The sequence below is a fragment of the Candidatus Thiothrix phosphatis genome (assembly GCF_035668035.1).
In the GTDB taxonomy this organism is placed as follows: domain Bacteria; phylum Pseudomonadota; class Gammaproteobacteria; order Thiotrichales; family Thiotrichaceae; genus Thiothrix; species Thiothrix phosphatis.
In genome coordinates this window covers 1-3,870 of sequence record NZ_JAYMYJ010000027.1, presented here as the reverse complement: position 1 = coordinate 3,870, position 3,870 = coordinate 1, and the positions used below count along the sequence as shown (strand labels likewise).

Annotated in this window: 1 protein-coding gene; it reads right to left on the bottom strand. The window is 51.2% G+C overall.

All coding sequences use genetic code 11. The annotated features are described in order from the left end of the window. Positions 1–38 precede the first annotated feature (38 nt). Positions 39–3,710, bottom strand: coding sequence for an AAA domain-containing protein (locus VSS37_RS02905; RefSeq protein WP_324693143.1), 3,672 nt, complete (start codon positions 3,708–3,710; stop codon positions 39–41). Between the last annotated feature and the right edge of the window lie 160 nt (positions 3,711–3,870).

The following is a 3,870-nucleotide window of genomic DNA, read 5'->3' as shown; positions in this document are numbered from 1 at the left end:
CACCCACGCCCCGCCACACCCGGGATCATGCCAATATACTACACCAACGCCAATTCGAGATGGTCAATCTGCTTGAACAACTTCAACTCAGCCTCGACGACCTTGGAGATGAATTCGGCGTCGAGACCTAGAGCATCCGATAGTGCTGCAGCGCGGTAGCGGTATTCGGCATTGAACAACTCGCGCTTTTCTGCGGTGATGGCATGGGAATACACGTCTTTCAGACCATGCGAAACCGCGCCTTCTCGGTTGCTGAATCTGACAACCTCAAGCGGAGTCCCCAATCTCCCACAGTGCTTTCTTATCCGCTCGGCAGCCGTATTGACCGCTTCGTGAGACTGGCTGACCAGCAGGATTCTTCGCACATTCAGTTTTTCAACGAGAAAGTGGACGAATGCGGCGATAAATTCCGTCTTCCCTGTTCCAGGCGGTCCCTGCAAAAGCGACAGAGGACCGTAGTTCAGGAGTTTGGTGAAAGCCTCCCGCTGCTGCTCGTTGAGGCTAATCTTGTTCCCGTGCTGGTCTTCGCGGTCGTATCTCGCGAAGTCCTCGTCAGTAACGGCAATGTTGTAGGGGGTCGCATCCTTATTGCAGGCTGGGTCGAACAAATCGAGGAGTTCAGGCAAGACCCCTTCCATATCAAGCAGCCTTTCAAGAGCAGCTTTCCGCTTGCGGTATGAAGCCCTGTCTTGTTTGGTCCTGAAGAAGACGGAGTCGCCATCTTTAAGTCCATAGGCTGAACTGCGTATCTTATTCAGGCGGACTTCGTTCAACGCTGATTTTTTGAGGAAGACCTCCCCGATGACTTTTTCTGCACCATCCTGATCAATGAGGAGAGCCTCGACTTCATCCGTGCTTGCGAAAGTGCCCAAGGGGTCAACGTCCGCTTCATACGGAAGTACCAGTTCGGTTTCTGAGTCCGACGGCTTGAATGAGGCGCCATTCAATTCGATATTCGGGCTTGACTCAGTCTCCGTGGCGAGGATTGCCCGCCAAAGTGCCTGTGTCGAAATATCGACAGTGATTTCCGAATGTTCCTCCCCAATGGAGGCTTCAGCCCTCTGGAAAACATCTTTGAGTTGTTGGCTCAGTCCCGATTCGTCAATTTCGGGCGGAACCATCTGGAGCATTTCGATAGAGCGATGGAAGGCGTCATCATCGCCAAGATGCTCCGACAAGCCTGAAAACTGAGCCGGTCGTCCTGGTTTGATGCGAATTGCCGTACTGATTTCGAATTGGCTTTCTTCCGTCACCCTGAAATGAACATCAGATCTGATTCGAGGGGCTTTCGCTCCGACAAAGCATCGCTGTTCCTTGTCGTAGAAGGCGACAAACGAGCCCCCAATGCCAGAAAAAGTCACGGAGTAATCAGTCTTGCCAGGCTTCGGTGCCTCCACCTTGACGTAAAGATGCCCGTTGTCGGGAAAAATCGTAATCGGCTCATTAACATTAGTGAGTGCTATTTCGACGAATTGCTGTTCCTGCACTTCATCTGCGGTCGTCAGAGCCTTTTTGAACCGCCCCAAATCCCTGAAACCAAACTCTAGGTCGTTCAGTTCCGACTGAACCACTTCCGAAATTCTTGGAAAGGCTTTGGACTCCTCGCACCACTCCAATCCGAGCAACTCGCACGACATACGGAGTACCGCAAAGATGTCCCGCTGTTCGGAAGAGCTTCCGTCGATATTCTCGGGGCTATACCGATGATTCTTGGATTCGGCGGTGTTGTGGGAAAAGTCAGGAATATCTATCAGATACACATTCCCGCTTTCCCTCGCCAGCATCACATTGCCAGGGTGAAGGTCGCCATGCGCAATGCCGAGACCATGAAGATGCTCGACGGCATCTGTCAGCTTCTCGATTACCCCTAGTTTGTCCGCATCATCAAGTGCAGCGTTCGCCCACGTCGTTCCATCAACAACGTCGGTCACCAAATACATGCTGCCCGACCTTGCCGCGAGTCCGTAATCGAGAATTCGCGGCAGATATGTGGGATTCACCGCTGCTAACTTGTCCAGCCGCTTCAAGAAGGTGAGAACGCGGAAATTACGTACTGAATCATCTCCTTTGCCACCTACATTGAACCAAGCTTTAACCAGCCTTCCTTCCGAGACATAGACTTCTTTGTCATCGGTCGAAACCAGAAATTCGCCTAGATCAGGAAACTGCCTCGTGTGGAAGATTTGGCGCCGATAAGCGTCCAGTTCGGAATCGTCGAATGTCGGTATGGACTCTCCCTGCGGCTCCGCACGCTTCAAGGCATTGAAGAATGCCGCTGCATCCTTGAATTGTCCTGACACTGCTCCAAGAAGGACCCCTGCGTACCATTCGCTGCTTGAAAGAATCTCGTCCTGGATGTTCTCCAAACTCTTAGGAGACATTCGTTGGGCAGTCAGAAGATGCCAAGACACAAGCCCAAGGGCATGAACGTCCTTCTGAAATGGGGTTGTTGATGCATCGTCCAGCATCTCTTTAACTTCCACAGCCCCCACTGAAAGGCTGCTCCGATAATCGCCAACCGTACCTATTGGCTGGTGGTAAGCGGAAATGAAGTTAGAGAGTGCAATTTCCTTTGAGGGTGACAGCCACAGACTATTGTCTGCAATGTCTCGGTGGGCAATCTTGATGCCATGCAGGTCAGCAAACTTCGCAATCAGTAGCTTCGTGAGGTTCAGTCGGTCGGTCTGATTAAACGACTGACCGTACTTGCCCACGAATTCGTTGAACCGCACATGTCCAGGCGGCAGTTCATATACCTCGCTGTACTGCGATGTAACCTCATCCTTTTCGAAACTGGTCAGGGAGCGAAGACAGTGGTTGTACAGGTCTCGATTCTGGTGGTTGATGAACTGCAACACCTCCCTCTCGCGGGACACGATTTCAGCCCTACCCTGCGAGGTTATCGCCTTGTTGCCATCGAGGTTCTTAAAATTCCAGACCCGAAGTAACGCCTCGGTACCCTTCGATATCTCCGAACTTGCCAGATACTCTTTGTAAATGGAATTTGGATGTTCAAAAATCGGCTCGACAGCGGTGTATCCACCAATTTTCAGGGCTTTCGGTGCCGTGTTGCCACTCAGGAACAATTCATCAAATATCGGGAAGTCCTGATTTAGTACTTTTGCATTGGAATGTGTGGAGTGAAAGTATTTTTCGAAGACACTTTTGTCTGCGAATTTCAGGAAGTCCGTCAGCGTCATGGTATGACGACGTTCAACCTCGGAAAGCTTACTGAAATCAGAATTCCCCGTCATCACGACGAAGTATTCAACATACGGGGTGTAACCCTTGTTTGTGAATCTTTGAGTAAGCCTTTTTAACTTGTTGGAAAGAGTGTATTGCTTGCTTCTGGTGACGCTGACAGGCGAGCGCCCCATGTTCTTGTCGCCTTTGAACCAAACGTCGCCGACCGACGTAATCGGTGCATGGTTCCAGTCCTTCAGCTCAACGATAATGACATTACAGTGAGTCACGATCACCAGATCGAACTCACCCTCTTTGCCCTTCGAATCGACAAATCTGAAGCCCGCATACCCTTTCCAAGGGAACATGCCGTTGCGCCCGAGCTTGTTTTGAAGCTGATCTCGCAGTGACCCGCCTCTTGCTTTGGAGTTTTCACTAGGAGGAGCATCGAAGAACGCCGCCCCGATTTTTTTTATTGCCTCAATCTCTTGTTCTTGAAGGCCGCCGTCCCAAATTTTGATATCCAACTTGCATCCTTTGTTTTTATTGACTGTGAAGCTTCCGGATTGGCCGGCTGCTCATACTAAACGAGCAAGTCTACCTCGCAACGGCCCGGGCAAGACACCGAATCCGGGCGTTGGTGTAGTATATTGGCATGATCCCGGGTGTGGCGGGGCGTGGGTGTCC